We start from the raw sequence: 18,336 nt of genomic DNA, 5'->3' as shown, positions 1-18,336 counted from the left end.
GCGCATGCGATCTTTTATAAGCGCGTTTTATAAAAGGGGCGTTTCAATACGCCTCCTAAGTGCTTTTTTACTGCTTTTTAGTTTGGGTTTGGCTAAAGATTTAGAGATCCAATCTTTTGTGGCTAAATACCTTTCTAAAAATCAAAAAATACAAGCCTTACAAGAGCAAATTGACGCTTTAAGTTCTCAAGAAAAAGTCGTTAGCAAGTGGGATAACCCCATTTTGTATTTAGGCTATAACAACGCTAATGTGAGCGATTTTTTCAGGCTGGATAGCACCTTAATGCAAAACATGAGCTTGGGTTTGTCTCAAAAAGTGGATTTAAATGGCAAAAAACTCACGCAATCTCAAATGATCAATTTAGAAAAGCAAAAAAAGATATTAGAGCTTAAAAAAACCAAGCAGCAATTAGCGATTAATTTAATGATAAATGGCATTGAAAATTATAAAAACCAACAAGAAATAGAGCTTTTAAACACAGCGATTAAAAATTTAGAAAACACCCTCTATCAAGCCAACCATTCCAGTTCGCCCGATTTAATAGCGATCGCCAAGCTAGAAATTTTAAAATCGCAATTAGAAATCAAAAAAAACAATTTAGAAGAAGCCTTGTCCAGTAGCCACTATTCCATGGGTGAATTGACTTTTAAAGAAAACGAGCTTTTAAGCATTGCCCCTAAAAATTTTGAATTCAATAAGGAGCAAGAGTTATACAACATTAGCGCCACTAATTACGATATTGCGATCGCTAGGCTTGATGAAGAAAAATCGCAAAAAGACATCACTTTGGCTAAAAAAAGCTTTTTAGAAGATGTGAATGTTACCGGGGTGTATTATTTCCGCTCCAAACAATACTATAACTACGACATGTTTAGCGTCGCTTTGTCTATCCCTTTGCCTCTTTATGGCAAGCAGGCTAAATTGGTGGAGCAGAAGAAAAAAGAAAGCTTGGTGTTTAAAAGCGAAGTGGAAAACACCAAAAACAAAACGCGCCACCTGGCTCTAAAACTCCTTAAAAAATTAGAAACCTTGCAAAAAAACCTGGAATCGATCAATAAAATCATCAAACAGAATGAAAAAATCGCGCAAATTTATGCGCTTGACTTGAAATCTAATGGCGATTACAACGCTTATTACAACGCTTTTAATGACAAAATCACCATTCAAATCACCCAACTTGAAACCTTGAGCGCTCTCAATAGCGCTTATTTGTCCTTACAAAACCTTAAAGGATTAGAATGAAACGGCTTTTATTGTTCGCCTTGATTTTATTTTTTAGCCCCTTATTCGCTAACACTAAAGAAACTAAAGAAGCTAAAAGCCAAACCCGTTTTAATATTTCCACCACTAAAGTTATAGAAAAAGAATTTTCTCAAAGCCGGCGCTATTACGCGCTTTTAGAGCCTAATGAAGCGCTGATTTTTTCTCAAACCCTGCGTTTTGATGGCTATGTGGAAAAGCTTTATGCGAATAAAACCTATACCCCCATTAAAAAGGGCGATAGGTTATTGAGCGTGTATTCCCCTGAATTAGTGAGCGCTCAAAGCGAGCTGTTATCATCATTGAAATTCAACCAACAAGTGGGAGCGATTAAAGAAAAATTAAAACTATTAGGGCTAGAAAACTCCAGCATTGAAAAAATCATCAGCAGCCACAAGGTTCAAAATGAAATGACTATTTACTCTCACTTCAACGGCGTTATTTTTAAAAAAAGCCCGGATCTCAATGAGGGGAGCTTCATTAAAAAAGGGCAAGAGTTGTTTCAAATCATAGATTTAAGCCAATTGTGGGCGCTTGTTAAAGTCAATCAAGAGGATTTAGAATTTTTAAAAAACACGCATAAAGCGATCTTGTTCGTAGAAGGGATTAAAGGCAAGCAAGAAATCACGCTTGAAAACATCAACCCCATCATAAATGCGCAAGATAAAATGCTAGAAGCGCGCTTCAATGTGCCTAATGTCAAACAGCTTTATTACCCTAACATGTTCGCTCAAGTAGAAATCTTTCAAAAACCACAAAAAATGAAGATTTTGCCTAAAGAAGCGGTTTTGATTAAAGGGGGGAAAGCTATCGTGTTTAAAAAAGACGATTTTGGCTTAAGCCCGTTAGAAATTAAAGCCGTCCGCTTGAGCGATGGGAATTATGAAATTTTAGAGGGTTTAAAAGCGGGCGAAGAAGTGGCTAATAACGCTTTATTCGTGCTAGACGCTGACGCTCAAAACAATGGGGATTATTGAATGATAGAAAAGATCATTGATTTAAGCGTTAAAAACAAACTCCTTACCACTTTAGTCACTCTACTCATTTTTTTAGCCTCTTTGTGGGCGATAAAAAGCGTCCGTTTAGACGCTTTGCCGGATTTAAGCCCCGCTCAAGTGGTCGTGCAAATCACTTACCCCAATCAAAGCCCTAAAATCGTGCAAGAGCAGGTTACTTACCCGTTAGTTTCTACTTTCATGAGTATCGCTAACATTGACACGGTTAGGGGGATTTCTAGCTATGAAAGCGGCTTGATTTACATCATTTTTAAAGACGGCGTCAATTTGTATTGGGCTAGAGACAGGGTTTTAGAGCAATTAAACCGAGTAAGCAATCTACCCAAGGACGCTAAAGTGGAAATAGGGAGCGATTCCACTTCTATTGGCTGGGCGTATCAATACGCTCTATCTAGCGATAGCAAGAATTTAAGCGATTTGAAAGTCTTACAAGATTTTTATTACCGCTACGCGCTTTTAGGGGTTGATGGGGTGAGTGAGGTTGCGAGTGTGGGGGGCTTTGTAAAAGATTATGAAGTAACGCTTCAAAACGATTCTTTGATCCGCTATAACTTGAGTTTAGAACAAGTCGCTAACGCGATTAAAAATTCCAATAACGATACCGGTGGGGGGGTTATTTTAGAAAACGGGTTTGAAAAAATTATAAGATCGCATGGCTATATCCAATCTTTGAAGGATTTAGAAGAAATTGTGGTTAAAAAAGAAGGGGCTATCCCTTTAAAAATCAAAGATATAGCCAGCGTGAGACTAGTCCCAAAACCACGCAGAGGGGCAGCCAATCTCAATGGCGATAAGGAAGTGGTAGGCGGGATTGTGATGGTGCGCTATCACGCTGACACTTATAAGGTGCTTAAAGCCATTAAAGAAAAAATCGCCACCCTACAAGCGAGTAACCCTGATGTGAAAATCACCAGCGTGTATGACAGGAGCGAATTGATTGAAAAAGGCATTGACAATTTAATCCACACGCTCATAGAAGAAAGCGTCATTGTGCTAGTCATTATTGCGATTTTTTTACTGCATTTTAGGAGCGCTTTAGTGGTGATTATCACTTTGCCTTTAAGCGTGTGCATCAGTTTCTTGCTCATGCGTTATTTCAATATTGAAGCGAGTATCATGAGTTTAGGGGGCATTGCGATCGCTATAGGGGCGATGGTGGATGCGGCTATTGTGATGGTAGAGAACGCTCACAAGCACTTGCAACACATTGACACGAAAGACAACGCTCAAAGGGTTAATGGCATCATAGAAGGGGTTAAGCATGTGGGGGGCGCGATATTTTTTGCTTTAATGATCATCGTGGTTTCTTTCTTGCCAATTTTTGCGCTCACCGGCCAAGAAGAAAAGCTTTTTGCCCCTTTAGCTTACACCAAAACCTTTGCCATGCTAGTAGGAGCCCTGCTCTCTATCACCATGGTCCCTATTTTAATGGTATGGCTCATTAAAGGGCGGATTTTAGAAGAGTCTAAAAACCCGATTAACGCTTTTTTCATGAAAATTTATGGCGTGAGTTTGAAGGTTGTGCTTAAGTTCAGATACGCTTTTTTAATAGCAAGCGTCCTGGGTCTAGGGGGCTTAGTTGTAGCGTATAAAAAACTCAATTGGGAATTTATCCCTCAAATCAATGAAGGGGTAATCATGTATATGCCTGTAACCATTAATGGCGTGGGCATTGACACCGCTTTAGAATATTTGAAAAAAAGTAATGCCGCTATCAAGCAACTGGATTTTGTCAAACAGGTTTTTGGTAAAGTGGGGCGTGCTAACACCAGCACCGATGCCGCCGGTTTAGGAATGATAGAAACCTACATTGAATTAAAGCCGCAAAACGAATGGAAAGAAAAGCTCAGCTATAAGGAAGTTAGGGACAAATTAGAAAAAACCTTGCAATTAAAAGGCTTGACCAATTCATGGACTTACCCCATTCGTGGCAGAACGGACATGCTCTTAACCGGCATTAGAACGCCCCTAGGCATCAAGCTCTATGGTAACGATACGGACAAATTGCAAGAATTGGCGATCCTTATGGAGCAACAGCTCAAAACCCTAAAAGAGAGCTTATCCGTCTTTGCCGAACGATCCAATAACGGCTACTACATCACGCTGGATTTGAACGATGAAAATCTGGCTCGCTATGGCATCAATAAAAACGCCGTGTTAGATGCGATTAAATTCGCTTTGGGCGGAGCCACGCTCACTACCATGATTAAGGGCGTAGAAAGCTACCCTATTTCTTTACGATTAGAAGACACAGAAAGAAACACCATTGAAAAATTAAAAAACCTCTACATCAAAACCGCTTACAATTACATGCCTTTAAGGGAGTTAGCCCGCATCTATTACGACAACTCGCCGGCGGTGTTAAAGAGCGAAAAGGGCTTGAACGTGAATTTTATTTATATTGTGCCGCAAAATGGTATCAGCTCTGATACTTACAGACAACTAGCTCAAAAAGCGCTAGAAAAAATCCAATTGCCTAACGGGTATTATTACGAATTCAGCGGCGAAAGCCAGTATTTAGAAGAAGCGTTTAAAACCTTACAATACATCGTGCCGGTAAGCGTGTTTATCATTTTTATTTTAATTGTCTTTGCTTTAAAGAATCTCATTAATTCCTTACTATGCTTTTTCACTCTGCCTTTTGCGTTTTTGGGGGGGTTGATTTTTATGAATCTCATGGGCTTTAACATGAGCGTGGCAGCGTTAGTGGGCTTTTTGGCCCTTTTAGGGGTAGCGAGCGAAACGGCTATCGTGATGATTATTTATTTAGAGGATGCGTTTCAAAAATTCATCAAAACCCCCTTAAAAGAGCAGACGACTACCGCCTTAAAAGAAGCTATCATGCATGGGGCGGTGCTTAGGGTAAGGCCCAAGCTCATGACCTTTTTTAGCATTTTAGCTTCACTCATTCCAATCATGTATAGCCATGGCACAGGTTCTGAAATCATGAAATCCATCGCTGCACCCATGCTAGGGGGCATGATAAGCAGCGTTGTTTTAACGCTTTTTATTATCCCTACGGCGTATTTTGTGATTAAAAACGCTAGGGTTAGGAAACATGAATATTAAAAAAAGCCTTTTCTAATACATGGCTTTGGACTAAAACCATATAAAGAATGGTAGGGAGCGTGATGCTTAAAACAAACACCTTAAAAATGCGGTGCAAAAGGATAACGGATAAAAAAGCGGTGATTTCATTGATCCCGTATGGGGGTTTTAAAACGTGAATGTCTTTAAAACAATAGATCACGAGCATGCCTATCACTGAACATGACAAAGCCCTACCCAAATAACGCACAAAGTCGTTGGGCGGGTTTTTAGCGTTAAACACCATAAAAGGCCAAATGCGCGTGAAATAAGTCGTTAATATGATAACTAAAATAATGAGTATAGAATGCATTAACATTCTAACTGCTTTCTAAACAAAATGAGGGCGAGCACCATTAAAACTAAAGCGATGAGCAAAAAGTATTCAGTCCCAAAAAGCGCTAAACAAACAACCGCAATAAAAATCCCAAGCCATGCGTTTTTGTGGTTTGTGTTTCGTTTGTATTGTTCCATAAACAGCACGATAAAAATCGCTGTCATCACAAATTCCATGCCTTGAGTGTCAAAGGAAAAATGCGAACCCACTAACGAACCCACTAACGAGCCAATAACCCAATAAGAGTGGTTGAGTAAGGAAATGCTAAAAATGAAGTCTTTTTCACTCACCCCCTCTTTAGGAGCGTATAAATTCAATAAAGCAAAGGTTTCATCCGTGAGCGCATGCACTAAATAGGGCAAACGCCATTGGGTGTTTTTGAATCTGTCTAACATAGAAAGCGCATAACAAGTCTGTCTCGCATTCACTAACAAGCTCACAATAACGACATTCATCAAGCTCGCTTGCGTGCTTAAAAGCGTGATCGCTACAAACTGCACCGCCCCAGCGTAGATGAATAACGACATGAACAAAGCGACTTTATAATCATAGCCATGCTGGACTAAAAGCATTCCAAAAGTCATTCCCATAAGCAAATACCCTAAAAAGATAGAAATGGTATAAGGGAAAGCGTCTTTAAAGGCTTTTAGAAACTCGCGCACCAATAACCTTTTACTTAAACCAGTCTTTAATTTTAGAAACGCAAGTTTCTAAAACGCCTTTATGCGGTTCGCCCTCATAGCCAAAACTCGCATGCAATTTTTCCAATAACCCTTGCTGCTCTTTATTCAAACTTTTTGGATAAATCACTTGCAACACCACGATCAAACTCCCCCTATAAGAGCTTTCGGGGTGCTTCACGCCCTCGTTTCTAAACGCAAAAGTTTGCCTGTCTTTGGCGTTTCTAGGGATTTTTAATTCCAGTTCGCCTCCTCTTAAAGACGGCACTTTAATCGTATGCCCTAAAGCGATAGTGGTGAAAAACACCGGCGCTTCAATGAATAGATCACAGCCTTCGCGCTTGAAATGTTCATCTTCTTTGACTCGCGCCTCTAAATACAAATCCCCTCTTTTCCCCTTCTCGTATTCATTGCCCTTATTTTTAAGCACCATGCGGTTTTGATCATCAATGCCCTCAGGGATTATCGCATCAATTTCTTCATCTTTAAGAATGTAGGTTTTACCCTTACACGCTTGGCATGGGGTTTTAACGATCTTACCCTTGCCTTGACACGCCCCGCAAGTTTGCGCAAAACTCATAAAACCTTGACGCATGAACACCTGCCCCTGTCCGTTGCATTGCTTGCAAGTCTCTAGGGCTTTGTCTTGAGCGCCCGTGCCATCGCAACTTTCACAAACACTCTGGTATTGGACCTTAATGGTTTTTTTACAGCCAAAAACCGCTTCTTTGAAACTCAATTCAAGGGTTTGCAAATAATCCGGTGCGATAGAGCTTTTTTGCCTTTTACTCCCCCTAGCGCCAAACCCAAAAGCGTCTTCAAAAAACGAGCCTAAATCTTCAAAAAAATCAGAAAAATCGCTCTGGCTTGCGCCGGCTTGGTTTAAGCCTTTTTTACCATACCTGTCGTATAAGGCTCGTTTCTTTTCATCGCTTAACACCCCATAGGCTTCATTGATGAGCTTGAACTTTTCTTCGGCTTCTTTATCGCCGGCGTTTCTGTCTGGGTGGTATTTTAAAGCCAGCTTTCTGTAAGACTTTTTAATGGTCTCCTGGTTGCTGTGTTTTTCCACTTCTAAAATTTCATAATAACTCAATTCCACGATCGCTCCAAAAATGGCATCAAAACGCTTATTTTACCTTAAAAGCGATAATTTTGCGTGTTTTTATGCATGCCAAAACTTAGATAAAATAACACGATGAAACTATAATAATAATAAAGATAACCCCATGAGATTTTTTTACTTTTTCTTATTTTTTCTAACCTTTTCAAACGCACAGATAATGATGACTTTTGATTCTCAAACTAACGCCAAACTCTCGCGCTCTAACGAACAGCTTTCAGACATGCTCTATAAACTCAATGAAAGTTTAAGAATCTATCAAAGCGTGCTTTCCAATAACCAAGATCAGCTTAAAGAAATCAAAAAAGCTAACAGCACCCTAAATAGCCAGAGGCGTTTTTTTAACGCCAGCCAGATCCGCCTTATGGACACTGATGCGCTATTGAAACAAAGCGCTTTAGAATTAGAAAAATTACAAGCTTTAGAAAAACACATAAAAAAGGGCATGGAGCACGAACGCTTAATCAAAGAATCCCAAACGCTTTTTTTACAAGAGCATTGCCCTTATTTGAGCGGTGTTAAGAATTTAGAAGAGGCTTCAAACGCTTTAGAAGTCCAAGAGCAAAACAACGCCCTTTTCTTGCTCAAAGAGCCTAAACTCGCCCGTTTGCTCTCCCAATTGGATTTGATGAGCGCTTTAAACGCCTTGTGCGATCAGGTTTTAGAAAACCAAGCTAATAACCAACAATCCCATAACAAAACCCTAGAATATAACGCTCTTAAAAACCATGACTTTCAAGCCTATAAAGCCATGCGTTTGAAAAAATTTAAAAACAAGCTTCAAAGCCAAATCCAAGCCAAAGAAGACGCCCTAAAAACCTTTTTACCCTTAGAAAAGCGCCTAGAAACTTTAAAAACGCATTTTTTATGCGATAAAGAAAATCTAAAATCATGCGCTAAAGAATTGCGCCAACGCTACCAAAACGCCCTTATAGAGCGAGACAAAGAATTAAAAAACGCTAAAAATAATAAAGAAAAGCATGCTCTAATCTTAGCCAATTACGAGCATACGCTAAAAACCTTGAACATAGAATTTTTAAGCGAATTAAATAAGCAAATGGCGTTTTTGAATGAAACCATGGCGTTAAACGCCCGAGTTTTAGCCCTTTTAGCCCGACAACAGACTAAAAAGCCCTTCAATTTGAGCGGTGATTTGAGCGATGGTTTGAGCGGTGGGAAAGCTCTTATTAAAAATATCCGCTTAGATCCGCATGGATTCCCTAGCTTTAAAAATTTTAAGCAAGAGTGAGTTTAAAAAAGCAACCAATTAGACCATAAACACAAAAAGCCCTAAACGATCACGCCCCCACCCAGCAAGATGTCATCTTGATAAACGACCAAGGCTTGCCCTTTAGCCACGCCGTAAAAAGGCTCTTTAAACTCAACTTCAATCATTCCATCTTTTAAGCTGACAAACGCTTTAGCAGGCACGCTCCTGTAACGAGCCTTGATAAAATATTCGCCACTTTTAAAATCTTTCATTAAAGATTTGTTTTTAGCCTTAAGGGAATGCGTGGCGAGATCTTCTTTTTTGCCCACGACTAGCTCGTTCTTTTTGGCGTCAATCCCCACCACAAAATGCGGCTCTAACGCGCCTTTAATACTAAAGCCTTTGCGTTTGCCAATCGTGTATTGCATATAGCCCTTATGCGTGCCAATGATTTCGCCCTTTAAATTCTTCACCACGCCCTCTTTTTCCACTTCAACATGCTTTTTTAAAGTGTCAATGTAGCTTTTTTCCACAAAGCAAATTTCTTGAGATTCTTTATAAGTCTCTAAAGTGCCTAAAAAAGGCATCGCACTCAAGGCTAAAGGCTTAATATCCTTTTTTAGCAAATCCCCTAAAGGGAACACCAATTTAGCGATGACTTCATGCTCTAAAGCGTATAAAAAATAGCTCTGATCTTTAGTTTTATCCAAAGCCTCTTGAATATAACTTACCTTGTCAATTTCTTTGACTCTCGCATAATGCCCGGTAGCGATCTTTTCACACCCTAATTGTAAAGCGTGATCTAAAGCTAGCCCAAACTTCATTAAAGGGTTGCACAACGCGCATGGGTTAGGGGTTTGCCCCTCTTCATAAGCGCTGATAAATTCATCATAAACCGCGCTTTTAAAATCCTTTTGAAAATCCAACACCTCTAAAGGAATGCCTAAAAACTCGCATGCTTTTTGAGCGTTTTTAATGTATAAATCATGCTTTTTTTCACTCGCATGGAGTTTTAAATAAATCCCCACTAATTCATGCCCTTGCTCTTTTAAGCTATAAGCGCTATAAGAGCTATCCACCCCCCCACTGAGTAATACCGCTATTTTCATTTTTAATCTTTCATTAAATATTATGGCTTGTAGTCTAGCGCAAAAACCATTCATAACCACCTTTTTTTAACCATTGGCATGCTAAAATACCTAAAGATTTTTTAAAATTACATCAAAAGGAGAAACAAAGGGTAATGGCCAAAGTTGAATTGTTAGCCAAATTCACGCAAATCGCGCTCCCTAACAGCCACCCTTTATTGAAAAAAGTTTTAAACTACGCTAAAAAACATTTCAGCCAGTGTCACATGCTCTCTTCATCATTACTCATCTTAAACGACACGGAATGCTTTAAAAAAAACTACTTGCTTAATTGGGTCTATCATGCCCTTGAATGCACGCATGAAAAAGATATTAGCCAATATTCATTAGAAGAGATTTTACAAAAAAGCCACCTGCCCATACGCATCAAAATCATGGCTCAAAACACGCTTTTAGAAAAAATAGAAGTGAAAGTTTTAACCTTTGGGGCAGAATACGTGCTTTTTATCACCAAGCACCCTATCGCCAAGCGGTTTTTACGCCAAAAATTCAGCGGCTGTGTGTTTTTAGAAACCCAAGATGAATTGCATATAAGAGGCGATTCAGAGCGTTTTTGGGAACTCATTGTAACGCTCAATGAAAATAGAATCGTCCATAACGCATGCTTAGATTTCATCTATCCTAATGGCTTTGGCAAGGACAGCTACACCACTATGGCTGAGCGCAAATTAAAAGAATGCTATAAAGCGTTAGGGTTTATCAAGCATGAAAATTTCAGCGAAGTCAAAAAGCGCTATTTAGAGTTGGCTAAAACCTACCACCCTGATTTGTGCGATCTTAAAGAAAAAAAGGCTCTTTATGCCAAACGCTTCGCTATCATTCAAGAAGCCTACCGCCACATTAAAAAACACGCTTAAACCCCCAAACTAGCCCTAATCGCGCTAGAAGAAATCGGTGCATCAATGCCTTTTAAAGGGAAATAACGCCCCTTAAATTGGATCTCTTCATAGCCAATCCTTTTAAAAACCACTAATTCCACCCTTTTTAAAAGCTCTTTAGCGTTAGTCCAAGAAGAAAGGTGCCTTAAGCAATCCGCCCCTATGACTAAATACAGCGTTTTAGGGCGGTAGAGTTTTTGGAAATGAAGCGCACTTTCTATCGTAGGCACGGCCCTTTCTTGCTTGATTTCAAAATCGCTCAACAGCACCCTAGGCATTCCCTTTAAAGCTCTTTCTAATTCTTTAAAACGGGTTTTTGCGTCCAAAAAACATGGCTTTTTGAAAGGGTTTTGATAAGCGGGTAAGACAATGAGCTTAACAAATGGTAATAATTCTAAAGTTTGATCAATAATGGCTAAATGAGCCTTGTGCAAGGGATCAAAACTCCCTCCATAGATCGCTAATTCTTTGTATTTTAAGACGCTATTCATTGTATTCAAAGCTAGAAGCCTTAGTCAATTTAGCGAATTTAACCCCCCTAAGCCCCCCGATTTTTAATTGCAAGCGTTGGATTTCAAACGAATTGCCTTGTAAAATAATCGTTTCTAAACAATTATGCTCATCCATATGAATGTGCGTGGTGCATAAAACATGCGTCCCGCTGGCATGCTGAATGTCTATTATGCACTGGTTTAATTCCCTTTGGTGGTGATCATAAATCACCACAAGCACGGCGATTTTGCTCTCGTCATTAGGGTTGTCTTCTGCCCAATTGTCTTCTACTAATTTTTCTCTGATCATGTCGCGCACTAATTCTGAGCGAGAAGAATAGCCGTTTTTAATGATGCGGTTGTCTAATTCGTCCAATAAATTTTGTTGTAAAGAAACCGAAAAGCGGATGATTGAATCGTCTTTGTTGTGTGTGTCCATTGAGAAAAATCCTTTTTTTTGCATGAGTTTGTTAAAAGCCGCTCATGCTAGTATGATTGAATTAATTTAAAATGAACCATTATAATACAGATTGGATTTAAATGGTTGGCCATAAGAGCGTTTGAATTTGATTGTAATTATTAGCTTAATCATTATTGACTTGTTATTATTAAAACAATATAATCAACAAACTAACATTCTTTTATCATTTTGGAGCGTTTATGCGAACGAATGCTTCTTATGAGAGCGCATGCTCTTAGTATGGCTGTGTTGCATGTTGCTTTAATCTTAAGGGAATTGTTTTATCATAGATAAGGAGTTTTTATGGGCGGTTTTTCAGTGGGAATGTTGAAAGATTATGTGGACATATTTGTTTTTGCGGTGCTTGGCGTGGCCAGTTTTTTAGCTTTGTGGTTTGTGATTGAGAGGGTTATTTTTTATTCTAAAGTCGATTTGAAAGCTTATGACGATATAGACGCCCTGAATTTGGATTTAACCAAGAATCTAACCATTCTCTATGTGATTTTTTCTAACGCGCCTTATGTGGGCTTATTGGGAACGGTTTTAGGGATCATGGTGATTTTCTATGACATGGGCGTGAGTGGCGGGATGGACGCTAAAACGATCATGGTAGGTTTGTCTTTGGCTTTAAAAGCGACCGCTCTAGGGCTTGCTGTGGCGATTCCCACTTTGATCGCTTATAATAGCTTGTTGAGAAAATCCGATGTTTTGAGTGAAAAATTCAGGATCATGAAAAAATGAAAAGCATCAGAAGAGGCGATGGGCTGAATGTTGTCCCTTTCATTGATATTATGCTCGTTTTGCTAGCGATTGTGTTAAGCGTTTCTACTTTTATCGCGCAAGGTAAGATTAAAGTCAGTCTCCCTAACGCTAAAAACGCGGAAAAATCCCAGCCAAACGATCAAAAAGTGGTGGTCATCTCCGTAGATGAGCATGACAATATTTTCGTAGATGACAAACCGACGAATTTAGAAGCTTTGAGCGCTGTAGTCAAACAAACAGACCCTAAAACCCTTATAGACTTAAAAAGCGACAAAAGCTCTCGTTTTGAAACTTTTATCAGCATTATGGATATTTTAAAAGAGCATAATCATGAAAATTTCTCCATCTCCACAGAAGCTCAGTAAAGTTTCAACGAGTGTCAGCTTTTTAATCTCTTTTGCCCTATACGCTATAGGGTTTGGTTATTTTTTACTGCGCGAAGAGGCCCCAGAGCCTTTAGCCCAAGCTGGCACCACTAAGGTTACCATGAGTTTAGCCAGCATTAACACTAATTCCAATACAAAAACCAATGCCGAGTCGGCTAAACCCAAAGAAGAGCCTAAAGAAAAACCCAAGAAAGAAGAGCCAAAAAAAGAAGTAACAAAGCCTAAACCCAAACCCAAACCCAAACCCAAGCCTAAGCCAAAACCCAAACCTGAACCAAAACCAGAGCCAAAAGTTGAAGAACCTAAGAAAGAAGAGCCTAAAGAAGAACCCAAAAAAGAAGAAGCTAAAGAGGAAGCTAAAGAAAAAAGCGCTCCTAAACAAGTAACGACTAAGGATATAGTCAAAGAAAAAGACAAGCAAGAAGAATCCAACAAAACCTCTGAGGGTGCGACTTCTGAAGCTCAAGCTTATAACCCAGGGGTGAGTAACGAATTTTTAATGAAGATCCAAACCGCTATTTCTTCTAAAAACCGCTACCCTAAAATGGCGCAGATTAGGGGCATTGAGGGCGAAGTGTTGGTGAGCTTTACGATCAATGCTGATGGGAGCGTTACGGACATTAAAGTCGTCAAAAGCAACACCACAGATATTTTAAACCATGCGGCTTTAGAAGCCATTAAGAGCGCGGCGCATTTGTTCCCTAAACCAGAAGAAACCGTGCATCTAAAAATCCCTATCGCTTATAGCTTGAAAGAAGACTAACTAGTCTTTCTTTTAAGGGCGGTTTTAAGCCTTAAAAGTTGAATCAAACCCCCATTTTTCCAATTTACAAAATAGCAAAATCTCTAAAATTCAGAGCTAAAATTAGCCATAAAATTCCATTTATTGCTTATAATATGAAGTTTCTTTGTATCAAAGAAAAATCTATTAAAAGGAGAAAACATGAAAAAATCCCTCTTACTCTCTCTCTCTCTCTCATCGCTTCATTATCAAGGGCTGAAGACGACGGATTTTACATGAGCGTGGGCTATCAGATCGGTGAAGCGGTTCAACAAGTGAAAAACACAGGAGCATTGCAAAATCTTGCAGACAGATACGATAACTTGAGCAACCTTTTAAACCAATACAATTACTTAAATTCCTTAGTCAATTTAGCCAGCACGCCAAGTGCTATCACCGGTGCGATTGGCAATCTAAGCTCAAGTGCGATCAACCTCACTAGCGCCACCACCACTTCCCCAGCCTATCAAGCTGTGGCTTTAGCGCTCAATGCGGCTGTGGGCATGTGGCAAGTCATAGCCTTTGGCATCAGCTGTGGCCCTGGCCCCAATCTTGGTCCAGAACATTTAGAAAATGGGGGCGTTCGATCGTTTGACAACACGCCCAACTACAGCTATGGCACCAATAGCGGAACGACCACCACCACTTGCAATGGAGCCAGTAATGTAGGGCCAAATGGTATCCTATCTAGTAGTGAATACCAAGTTCTCAATACCGCTTATCAAACTATCCAAACCGCTTTAAACCAAAATCAAGGAGGCGGGATGCCTGCCTTGAATGACACCACCAAAACAGGGGTAGTCAACATACAACAAACCAATTATAGGACCACCACACAAAACAATATCATAGAGCATTATTATACAGAGAATGGGAAAGAGATCCCAACCTCTTATTCAGGCGGATCATCACTCCCACTCTCAATAAAATTGACATACCACAATGACGCTGAATACCTTTTGCAACAAGCCGCCACTATCATGCAAGTCCTTATTACTCAAAAACCGCATGTGCAAACGAGCAATGGCGGTAAAGCGTGGGGGTTGAGTTCTACGCCTGGGAATGTAGTGGATATTTTTGGCCCTTCTTTTAACGCAATTAATGAGATGATCAAAAACGCTCAAGCCGTTTTAGAAAAAACCAAACAGCTTAACGCTAATGAAAACACTCAAATCACGCAACCAAACAATTTCAACCCCTACACTTCTAAAGACAAAGGGTTCGCTCAAGAAATGCTCAACAGAGCTAACGCTCAAGCAGAGATTTTAAATTTAGCTAAGCAAGTTGCGGACAATTTCCACAGCATTCAAGGGCCTATTCAAGGGGATTTAGAAGAATGTAAAGCAGGATCGGCTGGCGTGATCACCAATAACACTTGGGGTTCAGGTTGTGCGTTTGTGAAAGAAACTCTCAATTCTTTAGAGCAACACACCGCTTATTACGGCAACCAGGTCAATCAGGATAGGGCTTTGTCTCAAACCATTTTGAATTTTAAAGAAGCCCTTAACACCCTGAATAAAGACTCAACAGCGATCAATAGCGGTATCTCTAACTTGCCTAACGCTAAGTCTCTTCAAAACATGACGCATTCCACTCAAAACCCTAATTCCCCAGAAGGTCTGCTCACTTATTCTTTGGATACCAACAAATACAACCAGCTCCAAAATATCACGAAAGAATTAGGCAAAAACCCCTTTAGGCGCATCGGCGTGATTGACTATCAAAACAATAACGGCGCGATGAACGGCATTGGCGTGCAAGTGGGCTATAAGCAATTCTTTGGCAAAAAAAGGAATTGGGGGTTAAGGTATTACGGCTTTTTTGATTACAACCATGCGTTCATCAAATCCAATTTTTTTAACTCCGCTTCTGATGTGTGGACTTATGGGGTGGGAATGGATGCGCTTTATAACTTCATCAACGATAAAAACACCAATTTCTTAGGCAAGAACAACAAGCTCTCTGTGGGGCTTTTTGGTGGCTTTGCGTTAGCCGGGACTTCGTGGCTTAATTCCCAACAAGTGAATTTGACCATGATGAATGGCATTTATAACGCTAAGGTCAGCACTTCTAATTTCCAATTTTTGTTTGATTTAGGCTTGAGAATGAACCTCGCTAGGCCTAAGAAAAAAAACAGCGATCATGTCGCTCAGCATGGCATTGAATTGGGTTTTAAAATCCCCACGATCAACACAAGCTATTATTCTTTCATGGGTGCTAAACTAGAATACAGAAGGATGTATAGCCTTTTCCTCAATTATGTGTTTGCTTATTAAAACCCTCTTTAAAAAAAGGGGGATTGTTTAAAAACGCTTGAAAGCCTTTTTAAAATCAAGCGCTTAAAAGAGGGCTTGTCTCTTACAATCGCTCTCAAGCTGTAAAATTAAAGTGATCAAAACCCTATTTTTGCAATTATTAAAGAAAGATTTTTTAAAGATTATCACTCTTTTTTGATAAAGTAATTATTTAAAATTTAGGGAGTTTTTTTATGGAAGAATCAACAGCGTTCATTTTGGCTCTTGTGGGGCTATTCACCGGCATTACCGCCGGATTTTTTGGTATTGGTGGGGGGGAAATTGTCGTCCCTAGCGCGATTTTTGCCCATTTTAGCTATAGCCATGCGGTGGGTATTTCGCTCATGCAAATGCTTTTTTCTTCAGTGGTCGGCTCTATCATCAATTACAAAAAGGGCTTATTGGATTTGAGAGAAGGCTCATTTGCCGCGCTTGGAGGGCTAATGGGAGCGATTTTAGGGAGCTTTATCTTAAAAATCATTGACGATAAAATTCTAATGGGCGTGTTTGTGGTGGTGGTGTGCTACACCTTTATCAAATACGCTTTTTCTAGCAACAAGAAGCCAAAGCATTTTGAAGAAATGCATTTTGATTTGCATGCGAATAACAAAACGCCAGAAAAAAAGCGCGCAATCCCTTTTGTGTCTATGGACAGAACGCATGGGGTTTTGATGCTCGCCGGTTTTGTTACCGGCATCTTTTCTATCCCGCTAGGCATGGGTGGGGGGATTTTAATGGTGCCGTTTTTGGGCTATTTTTTGAAATACGATTCTAAAAAAATCGTGCCTTTGGGGCTATTTTTTGTGGTGTTCGCTTCTTTATCTGGGGTCATCTCTCTTTATAATGGGAGGGTTCTTGATAATATAAGCGTTCAAGCGGGGGTGATTACCGGTATTGGAGCGTTTTTAGGCGTGGGCATTGGCATCAAGCTTATCGCTTTGGCTAATGAAAAGGTGCATAAAATCCTGTTGCTCCTCATTTATGCCTTAAGCATTTTAGCGACTTTACACAAGCTCATTATGGGGTAAAAATTTAAAAATAAATCAAAAGCATTTTTTTAAAGACGAAATAGCAAAGGAGCTTGATTTTAATCAAAGGATAGCTTTTAAAAAAGTTTTAATTATCCCTATTTAATGAAAACACAAACACAAAACTTAAAAAAAGTAAGGGTAATTAAAAAAATGAATTATTTAAGGCGGTTTGAGATGTTTTTAAAATAACCCAAACGCTTAAACCCCCCCATTTTAACCTCCATTAGGGGGCTTAGTCATCACCCCTTAATGCGACTTTTTATCTTGGATGTATTTTTTCAATTCACCCTTTTTGATATAAGGGATAAACTCGCCATAGCCCTCTTTTTCCATGTCTTTTAAGGGGATAAACCTTAAAGCCGCGCTATTAATACAATACCTTAAGCCTCCTAATTCCTTAGGCCCATCGTTAAACACATGCCCTAAATGCGCCTTACCAATACGGCTCAACACTTCAATGCGTTTCCTATTAAGGCTCTCATCGTCTTCGTATTTCACCACATCTTTATTGATGGGCTTAGAAAAGCTTGGCCATCCGCAACCGGAGTCGTATTTATCCGCTGAAGAAAATAACGGCTCGCCTGTGGTAATATCCACATAAATGCCCTCTTCTTCTTTGTTGTAATACTCGTTTTCAAAGGGTTTCTCAGTGTGTTTGTTTTGCGTAACTTCATACTGGAGTTTGGTGAGTTTTTTCTTTAAAACTTCATCGCTGGGTTTGGTGTATTTATCGCTATCTACAATCACTTCATCCGCCTTTTTCAAATCAATATGGCAATAACCACCAGGGTGTTTTTTCAAATAATCTTGATGATACTCTTCAGCCCTCACATAATTTTTTAAAGGCTCTACTTCAATGGCGATTTTGCCTTTCACTTCTTTTTGCAACGCTTTTAAGGCGTTGTCTATCACTTCTTTATCCGCACTATTAGTATAATAAATCCCTGTGCGATACTGCCTGCCCACATCATTACCCTGCTTGTTCACGCTCACCGGATCAATCACCTTAAAATAATAGCGCAGCAACTTGTCCAAACTGATTTTTTTAGGATCATAGATCACTTTCACGCTTTCAGCATGATCGCTTTCATGCAATTTTTCATAATTCGTGCTTGAAGTCTTGCCGTTAGCGTAACCAGAGCTTGCGTCTATAACGCCATAAATCCTCTCCATATACGCCTCTAGCCCCCAAAAGCACCCCCCAGCCAAGTAAATCACTCTTTCATCGGTTTTTTGGTGTTTAGCCCCCATGTTTTCACTCGCTTGCATAATTGCTCCTATCGCTAAAAAAAGATAAAAATTTTTCAAATAAGATAATACCTTCATTGAATAACCTTTGTTTTAATTTTAATGGTGTTTGCCATTATAACTAAAAAAAATGGTAGTTGTTC

Annotated in this window: 17 protein-coding genes; 10 read left to right on the top strand and 7 right to left on the bottom strand. The window is 39.6% G+C overall.

Annotated features, from left to right (window positions below; translation table 11 throughout):
- The first annotated feature begins 4 nt into the window (after window positions 1–4).
- The 3 genes from crdB to DQL14_RS02405 are packed head-to-tail and all read left to right on the top strand — an operon-like array spanning window position 5 to window position 5,346.
- A complete protein-coding gene (gene crdB, locus DQL14_RS02415; RefSeq protein WP_108169718.1) occupies window positions 5–1,243 on the top strand; it encodes a copper resistance outer membrane protein CrdB in 1,239 nt (412 codons plus the stop codon).
- Entirely contained in the window at window positions 1,240–2,238 is a 999-nt protein-coding gene (locus DQL14_RS02410) for an efflux RND transporter periplasmic adaptor subunit (RefSeq protein WP_108169717.1), read from the top strand. Before crdB ends, DQL14_RS02410 begins: the two co-directional genes overlap by 4 nt.
- The gene (locus DQL14_RS02405) at window positions 2,239–5,346 is read left to right on the top strand and encodes an efflux RND transporter permease subunit (protein ID WP_108169716.1); all 3,108 of its coding nucleotides are present in this window, start codon (window positions 2,239–2,241) and stop codon (window positions 5,344–5,346) included. It abuts the gene before it with no gap.
- Here DQL14_RS02405 and DQL14_RS02400 read toward each other — a convergent pair.
- The 3 genes from DQL14_RS02400 to dnaJ are packed head-to-tail and all read right to left on the bottom strand — an operon-like array spanning window position 5,327 to window position 7,483.
- Window positions 5,327–5,683, bottom strand: coding sequence for a branched-chain amino acid transporter permease (locus tag DQL14_RS02400; RefSeq protein ID WP_108169715.1), 357 nt, complete (start codon window positions 5,681–5,683; stop codon window positions 5,327–5,329). The genes DQL14_RS02405 and DQL14_RS02400 overlap by 20 nt on opposite strands.
- Entirely contained in the window at window positions 5,677–6,363 is a 687-nt protein-coding gene (azlC, locus tag DQL14_RS02395) for an azaleucine resistance protein AzlC (protein WP_108169714.1), read from the bottom strand. Before azlC ends, DQL14_RS02400 begins: the two co-directional genes overlap by 7 nt.
- 10 nt (window positions 6,364–6,373) lie before the next feature.
- Entirely contained in the window at window positions 6,374–7,483 is a 1,110-nt protein-coding gene (gene dnaJ, locus DQL14_RS02390) for a molecular chaperone DnaJ (RefSeq protein WP_108169713.1), read from the bottom strand.
- A gap of 127 nt (window positions 7,484–7,610) precedes the next feature.
- Between dnaJ and DQL14_RS02385 the strand changes: the two genes are divergently transcribed.
- Complete coding sequence (locus tag DQL14_RS02385) at window positions 7,611–8,753, top strand: hypothetical protein (RefSeq protein WP_108169712.1); 1,143 nt, start codon at window positions 7,611–7,613, stop codon at window positions 8,751–8,753.
- 41 nt (window positions 8,754–8,794) lie between these two features.
- On the opposite strand, the gene mnmA is transcribed toward DQL14_RS02385, so the two are convergent.
- Window positions 8,795–9,823 carry a tRNA 2-thiouridine(34) synthase MnmA gene (gene mnmA / locus DQL14_RS02380; RefSeq protein ID WP_108169711.1) on the bottom strand — a complete coding sequence of 343 codons (1,029 nt, stop codon included), beginning with the start codon at window positions 9,821–9,823 and terminating at the stop codon, window positions 8,795–8,797.
- Window positions 9,824–9,957: 134 nt separating this feature from the next.
- Between mnmA and DQL14_RS02375 the strand changes: the two genes are divergently transcribed.
- Window positions 9,958–10,719: a J domain-containing protein gene (locus tag DQL14_RS02375; protein WP_108169710.1), complete on the top strand. Its 762-nt coding sequence runs from the start codon at window positions 9,958–9,960 to the stop codon at window positions 10,717–10,719.
- Here DQL14_RS02375 and nadD read toward each other — a convergent pair.
- Window positions 10,716–11,231 carry a nicotinate (nicotinamide) nucleotide adenylyltransferase gene (gene nadD, locus DQL14_RS02370; RefSeq protein ID WP_162296910.1) on the bottom strand — a complete coding sequence of 172 codons (516 nt, stop codon included), beginning with the start codon at window positions 11,229–11,231 and terminating at the stop codon, window positions 10,716–10,718. The two genes, DQL14_RS02375 and nadD, sit on opposite strands and share 4 nt — an antisense overlap.
- Window positions 11,224–11,670 carry a nickel-responsive transcriptional regulator NikR gene (gene nikR, locus DQL14_RS02365; RefSeq protein WP_108169708.1) on the bottom strand — a complete coding sequence of 149 codons (447 nt, stop codon included), beginning with the start codon at window positions 11,668–11,670 and terminating at the stop codon, window positions 11,224–11,226. Before nikR ends, nadD begins: the two co-directional genes overlap by 8 nt.
- Window positions 11,671–11,994: 324 nt before the next feature.
- Here nikR and exbB point away from each other — a divergent pair, with 324 nt between their 5' ends.
- The 5 genes from exbB (at window position 11,995) to DQL14_RS02340 (ending at window position 16,942) form a co-directional block, all read left to right on the top strand.
- A complete protein-coding gene (gene exbB / locus DQL14_RS02360) occupies window positions 11,995–12,432 on the top strand; it encodes a TonB-system energizer ExbB (protein ID WP_000508569.1) in 438 nt (145 codons plus the stop codon).
- Window positions 12,429–12,818 (top strand): TonB system transport protein ExbD, encoded by a 390-nt coding sequence (exbD, locus tag DQL14_RS02355; RefSeq protein ID WP_000836375.1) that lies wholly within the window; start codon window positions 12,429–12,431, stop codon window positions 12,816–12,818. Before exbB ends, exbD begins: the two co-directional genes overlap by 4 nt.
- Window positions 12,784–13,602, top strand: a complete 819-nt coding sequence (locus tag DQL14_RS02350) for an energy transducer TonB family protein (protein ID WP_108169707.1) — start codon at window positions 12,784–12,786, stop codon at window positions 13,600–13,602. Before exbD ends, DQL14_RS02350 begins: the two co-directional genes overlap by 35 nt.
- A gap of 134 nt (window positions 13,603–13,736) precedes the next feature.
- Window positions 13,737–15,896: a Hop family outer membrane protein HopM/HopN gene (gene hopM, locus DQL14_RS02345; RefSeq protein ID WP_231952896.1), complete on the top strand. Its 2,160-nt coding sequence runs from the start codon at window positions 13,737–13,739 to the stop codon at window positions 15,894–15,896.
- A 212-nt stretch (window positions 15,897–16,108) separates the two neighbouring features.
- On the top strand, window positions 16,109–16,942 hold the full coding sequence (locus tag DQL14_RS02340) for a sulfite exporter TauE/SafE family protein (protein WP_108169706.1): 834 nt from the start codon (window positions 16,109–16,111) through the stop codon (window positions 16,940–16,942).
- Window positions 16,943–17,191: 249 nt separating this feature from the next.
- Here the strand turns inward: DQL14_RS02340 and msrB are convergent, their stop codons facing one another.
- Window positions 17,192–18,271: a peptide-methionine (R)-S-oxide reductase MsrB gene (gene msrB, locus DQL14_RS02335; RefSeq protein WP_108169705.1), complete on the bottom strand. Its 1,080-nt coding sequence runs from the start codon at window positions 18,269–18,271 to the stop codon at window positions 17,192–17,194.
- Window positions 18,272–18,336 lie beyond the last annotated feature (65 nt).

Origin of the sequence: Helicobacter pylori NCTC 11637 = CCUG 17874 = ATCC 43504 = JCM 12093, assembly GCF_900478295.1 — a bacterium.
GTDB lineage: Bacteria > Campylobacterota > Campylobacteria > Campylobacterales > Helicobacteraceae > Helicobacter > Helicobacter pylori.
The sequence above is the reverse complement of the archived record's forward strand: the minus strand, read 5'-3'. Positions and strand labels throughout refer to the sequence as shown.

Bases quoted from the DNA above. Each gene is read 5' to 3' on its own strand.
- exbD (WP_000836375.1), top strand. From the start codon at position 12,429: ATGAAAAGCATCAGAAGAGGCGATGGGCTGAATGTTGTCCCTTTCATT.
- crdB (WP_108169718.1), top strand. From the start codon at position 5: ATGCGATCTTTTATAAGCGCGTTTTATAAAAGGGGCGTTTCAATACGC.
- DQL14_RS02385 (WP_108169712.1), top strand. From the start codon at position 7,611: ATGAGATTTTTTTACTTTTTCTTATTTTTTCTAACCTTTTCAAACGCA.
- nadD (WP_162296910.1), bottom strand. From the start codon at position 11,231: ATGAATAGCGTCTTAAAATACAAAGAATTAGCGATCTATGGAGGGAGT.
- exbB (WP_000508569.1), top strand. From the start codon at position 11,995: ATGGGCGGTTTTTCAGTGGGAATGTTGAAAGATTATGTGGACATATTT.
- DQL14_RS02410 (WP_108169717.1), top strand. From the start codon at position 1,240: ATGAAACGGCTTTTATTGTTCGCCTTGATTTTATTTTTTAGCCCCTTA.
- DQL14_RS02340 (WP_108169706.1), top strand. From the start codon at position 16,109: ATGGAAGAATCAACAGCGTTCATTTTGGCTCTTGTGGGGCTATTCACC.
- DQL14_RS02350 (WP_108169707.1), top strand. From the start codon at position 12,784: ATGAAAATTTCTCCATCTCCACAGAAGCTCAGTAAAGTTTCAACGAGT.
- hopM (WP_231952896.1), top strand. From the start codon at position 13,737: ATGAAGTTTCTTTGTATCAAAGAAAAATCTATTAAAAGGAGAAAACAT.
- DQL14_RS02400 (WP_108169715.1), bottom strand. From the start codon at position 5,683: ATGTTAATGCATTCTATACTCATTATTTTAGTTATCATATTAACGACT.
- DQL14_RS02375 (WP_108169710.1), top strand. From the start codon at position 9,958: ATGGCCAAAGTTGAATTGTTAGCCAAATTCACGCAAATCGCGCTCCCT.
- nikR (WP_108169708.1), bottom strand. From the start codon at position 11,670: ATGGACACACACAACAAAGACGATTCAATCATCCGCTTTTCGGTTTCT.
- DQL14_RS02405 (WP_108169716.1), top strand. From the start codon at position 2,239: ATGATAGAAAAGATCATTGATTTAAGCGTTAAAAACAAACTCCTTACC.
- msrB (WP_108169705.1), bottom strand. From the start codon at position 18,271: ATGAAGGTATTATCTTATTTGAAAAATTTTTATCTTTTTTTAGCGATA.
- mnmA (WP_108169711.1), bottom strand. From the start codon at position 9,823: ATGAAAATAGCGGTATTACTCAGTGGGGGGGTGGATAGCTCTTATAGC.